Origin of the sequence: Binatus sp. (SeqCode) (assembly GCF_049584895.1) — a bacterium.
Taxonomy (GTDB): Bacteria; Desulfobacterota; Binatia; order Binatales; family Binataceae; genus Binatus.
Genome location: NZ_JBAUYR010000016.1, coordinates 1 through 3,872, shown reverse-complemented (window position 1 = coordinate 3,872; position 3,872 = coordinate 1). Strand labels below are relative to the sequence as shown.

Below are 3,872 nucleotides of genomic sequence, written 5' to 3'. Positions count from 1 at the left end.
GACCGACGCTGTCCGCGGGCGCGCCCGGCGGCGGGACCGCGCCCGGAGTCGCCGCCATGCCGGCCTGGAGCGCCTTTACCTCGGCCTCGAGGCTGGCGACGCGATCGTTCACGCCCGAAGCCTGGCCGGCCGCGGGCGTTGTGTTGTGCTGGAGTTCTTCGATCTGATCGTTCTGTCGCGCGACCTGCGCTTTCAACGCGTCGATCTGCTGGCGGTCGCTCGCGATCATGCCGCGCAGCGTGAACTCATTTTTGTTGAGCTGCTCCATGTCGTTCTGATCGGCGCATCCTGCGAGCGTGAATGTCGCCGCGAGGACGGCGACGCCGAACAGCCAGTTGGTTTTTCGCACGGGTCTAATCCTTGTCGCTCACTGAATTTTGCTCACCGAAAAGTGATCGCGCCGGTTCTGCGCCCAGCAGCTTTCGTCGTGGTCCTGGCAAAGTGGAAGCTCCTTGCCGTAGCTGATGGTCGACATTCTGGTGTCGCTGATTCCGAGCGTCTCGAGATAATCCTTGCCGGCCTGCGCGCGCTTGGCGCCTAGCGCGATATTGTATTCCTCTGAACCGCGCTCGTCGCAATAACCCTCGACCTGGACCTTGGTCTGCGGATGCGCCTGCAGCCAGCTCGCGTTGGACCTCAGGACGGATCCATCCTGATCCTGGATAGTGTAATCATTGTAGCCGAAATGGATGTCGCTGAGCGGACCGCCTCTGCCGACGGTCCCGTTTTCCCAATCCTGGGCCGTATTAGTCCCGTTAGTAGTGTTCTCGTTAAGTTGATTCGGGTTGGGATTCGTATCTCCGACCGGCGCTGGCTTCGTCTTCGAGCAGCCTGCGATCACCAGCATCACCGCCACACTCGCAATCACCATCGTCATCGCCTTGGCCAATGTCGAACGACTATTCACCCAACCACCCCGACCATGCTGGACAGGAATCATTGCCAATACCCTCCGTTAAAGCAGAAATTATCTTCCGGTTGCCTACTAACATTATATAGATTCGCGAGTTGTGCGCGCGGGTCGAGCTGAACGCGAGGTAGCGTCCGTCGGGCGACCAGCTTGGATACTCGTTGGAGCCGTTGCCGTCGGTCACTTGGGTCGGATCGCCGCCTTCAATCGGAATCGTGAAAATATCGAAGCGCCCGTTGGTGCGGCTCTGGTATGCGAGCTTGTCGCCCTTGGGCGAGAACGCGGGCGTGGTGTTGTAGTCGCCGCTGTAGGTGACGCGCTTGGGCGATCCGCCGGAGACACTCATCAAATAGATTTGCGGCGTGCCTGAGCGGTCCGAGGTGAAAGCGAGCTTGGCGCCGTCGGCCGAAAACGCGGGACTCACGTTGATGCCGGACGTGTCGGTGAGCTGGCGGATTTCGGCGCCGTCGCGTGTGAGCAGATACAGATTGGTGATTCCGCCGCGCTCGATTGCTGCGACGATCTGCTCGCCGTCGGGCGAGAGCGTCCCGCCGATCACGCGGCCGTGCGGGCTGGTGATCTTCATTTCCGTCTGCGCCTTGAGATCGACCAGGTAAAGCGCCGGCTCAAAGCTCTTATATGAGAGGTACAGCAGATGGTTGGTGGTCCGGTCGAAACTGGGGAACAGATTGATGGTCGGATTGCTCGTCAACTTGATCAAATCCTGGCCGTCGATCGACTGGGTATAGACTTCCTTGGCGCGGCCGCCGCCGGTTGAGACGAACGCCAGCTTGGAATCGAACGGGCCCTTTTCTCCGGTCTCCGCTTCCAGAATAGCGTCAGCGAATCGACGCGCCATCCGGGTCACGTCGCCGGCGTCGCCGCTGTAACTCTTGCCCATCATGCGCCGCTGCTGCGCGACGTCGTAAAGGTACGCGGTCAACTTCACGGGGCCACCGCTCGCATCGACGGAACCCTTGACCAGAAAGTCGGCGTTGATCGATCGCCAGTCGGCGAAATTGAACTGTCCCAGCTCGAAGCCCGAGGTCTGCGGATCCTCGATGTATGCGTGCGGATCGAGCAATCGGAAATATCCTGAGAGCTCGAGGTCGCGGCGGAGCGTGCTGACGAAGGCGTTGCCGACGCGATGGTTGTCGTCGCCGCCGAGATTTTTCAGGCCCGACACGGCGATCGGCGAAACCTGCCCGCCCGGTCCTGTAATATTGATAATTATAGGCGCCGCACTCGCGGCCGACCCTGCCAGCGCCAGCGCGAAAACGATCGCGCCGATGAGCGCAGAAGCGCGAATTACGAGCTTCATACGCTCAGGAATGACCCCAGGCTTCTGAAATAGATACTGAAAAGAGACATCCGCACCTCCTGCAACCTGCCCACCCTCAGGACTTGAGTTCGCCGAGCTGAAATCTGGCTTCGATCCCGGAAGAAAACTCGTCGCGAAATTTTTCCGGCGGCGCAGGAAACGGCGCTGCCCTCCGAATCGCGCGAATCACCGAGTCGTCGAAGGCCGAGTCGTTTGAGCTCGTGCCAATTTTCAACCCCAGCAACGTGCCGTCGGGTCCGATCGCGAAATTCACGGTCGCGGTCAGATCGTTCGAGCCGCCGGTAAACGTCCACGCCTTTTTTATCTGGTCTTGCACGGTCTTATAGTACAGCAGAAATTCAGGGTCCTTAAGAATACCTTCGCTACCCTCGCCGGAGCCGACTCCGTAGCCTTTTCCCTCGCTCGGCGGAATGTTCGCGACGACTCGTCCGCCACCAGCCGGGCCTGTGGTCTTGGTGTCAGGCGTCTCCGGATCGTCATACTCTTCTTCGTCGGGCGGCGGATTTTTCGCTATTTCTTTGACGTGCTCCTCGAACAACTTGCGCCTTAGCTGCTCCATCCGCTGCGCGACGCTCGGCGTTGACGCGATTTTTGCGACGGTTGAGCCACCTTTTGGCCGATTGTGCGCTCTCTCGGGCGTCGACTTAGGCGAGGCGTGCTTGGTCGGCTGCTGAGTAGGCTCGGGCGTCGGCGACGGTGTCGCTTCGACGGAAGGTTCGGGCGTTTCCTCGATAGGCGGTTCGAGCGCCCGGGTCTCCTCGGCGCTCGGCTCGACCGTTGGCGCCACGGTCGGCTCGGGGGTCGGAGTGGGAGTCTCGGTCGGCTCGTCAGTCGGCTTCGCGTTTATTTTGAGCGCGTTCTTATCTTCGTTGAGCGCGAGTTTTTCCGTCTTCGGCGCCTCAGTCTTGACCTTCGACTCTTGCGTTTTCGACGCGTCGGCCTTCGACTCGTTCGCGGCCTGCCGATTAATCCGCGGCAGATGGGTGCCTAAGTCGCCGGCGGGAATGTTGTCCACGATTTTTACCGTGTATGCGGGCGGCGCGGCTTCGGCGGGATGCAAAAATCGTGGCGCGATGAAAAACACGAACGCGAAAATCGCAACGTGCCCGAGTGCGGAGACAAAAATCGCCGCGAAGTATCCGAGTCGCGACGGATTCTCGTCACCGTTATGATCCCGCGATGCCACAATTGGCGCTCACTTCGCGCCTTTGTTACCGGTGTCAGTCGGCATCTCCGTCACCATCCCGACGTTTTCGATTCCCGCCGCCTTGATCGCCGCCATCGTGCGAATCACTTGTCCGTACGGCACCTGGTCATCGGCACGGATGAATACCTGGCGGTCGGGACGCTCATTCGCGATCGCCTTGAGCTTGTCGGTCAGGTCGTCGGCCGAGAGCTTCGCGTCGTTGAGATAAATCTGGCTGTCTTTCGTGATCGATACGACAAACTGCTCTTCCTTGCCCGGCAGCGCTTCGGCCTTGACGCTCGGCAGCGTTACCTCGACGCCCTGCTGAATAATCGGCGCCGTCACCATGAAGATAACCAGCAGCACCAGCATCACATCGACCAGCGGCGTGACGTTGATCTGCGAAACCATTTGCCCGCGTCCTGGTCCTGAAT

The 3,872-nt window shown here is 60.2% G+C and carries 5 protein-coding genes; all 5 read right to left on the bottom strand.

Annotated features, from left to right (window positions below; translation table 11 throughout):
• Positions 1–349: hypothetical protein (locus WB650_RS03080; protein ID WP_423959373.1), on the bottom strand; the 349-nt coding region annotated here is incomplete at its 3' end.
• 18 nt (positions 350–367) lie between these two features.
• The gene (pal, locus tag WB650_RS03075) at positions 368–907 is read right to left on the bottom strand and encodes a peptidoglycan-associated lipoprotein Pal (protein ID WP_422303251.1); all 540 of its coding nucleotides are present in this window, start codon (positions 905–907) and stop codon (positions 368–370) included.
• Positions 900–2,231 (bottom strand): DPP IV N-terminal domain-containing protein, encoded by a 1,332-nt coding sequence (locus WB650_RS03070; protein ID WP_422303250.1) that lies wholly within the window; start codon positions 2,229–2,231, stop codon positions 900–902. Before WB650_RS03070 ends, pal begins: the two co-directional genes overlap by 8 nt.
• A gap of 76 nt (positions 2,232–2,307) precedes the next feature.
• Positions 2,308–3,438: an energy transducer TonB gene (locus WB650_RS03065; protein WP_422303249.1), complete on the bottom strand. Its 1,131-nt coding sequence runs from the start codon at positions 3,436–3,438 to the stop codon at positions 2,308–2,310.
• 9 nt (positions 3,439–3,447) lie between these two features.
• The coding region (gene tolR / locus WB650_RS03060) for a protein TolR (protein WP_423959370.1) at positions 3,448–3,872 on the bottom strand (425 nt) is incomplete at its 5' end.

Coding starts and splice junctions, on each gene's coding strand:
- WB650_RS03070 (WP_422303250.1), bottom strand. CDS start 2,231: ATGAAGCTCGTAATTCGCGCTTCTGCGCTCATCGGCGCGATCGTTTTC.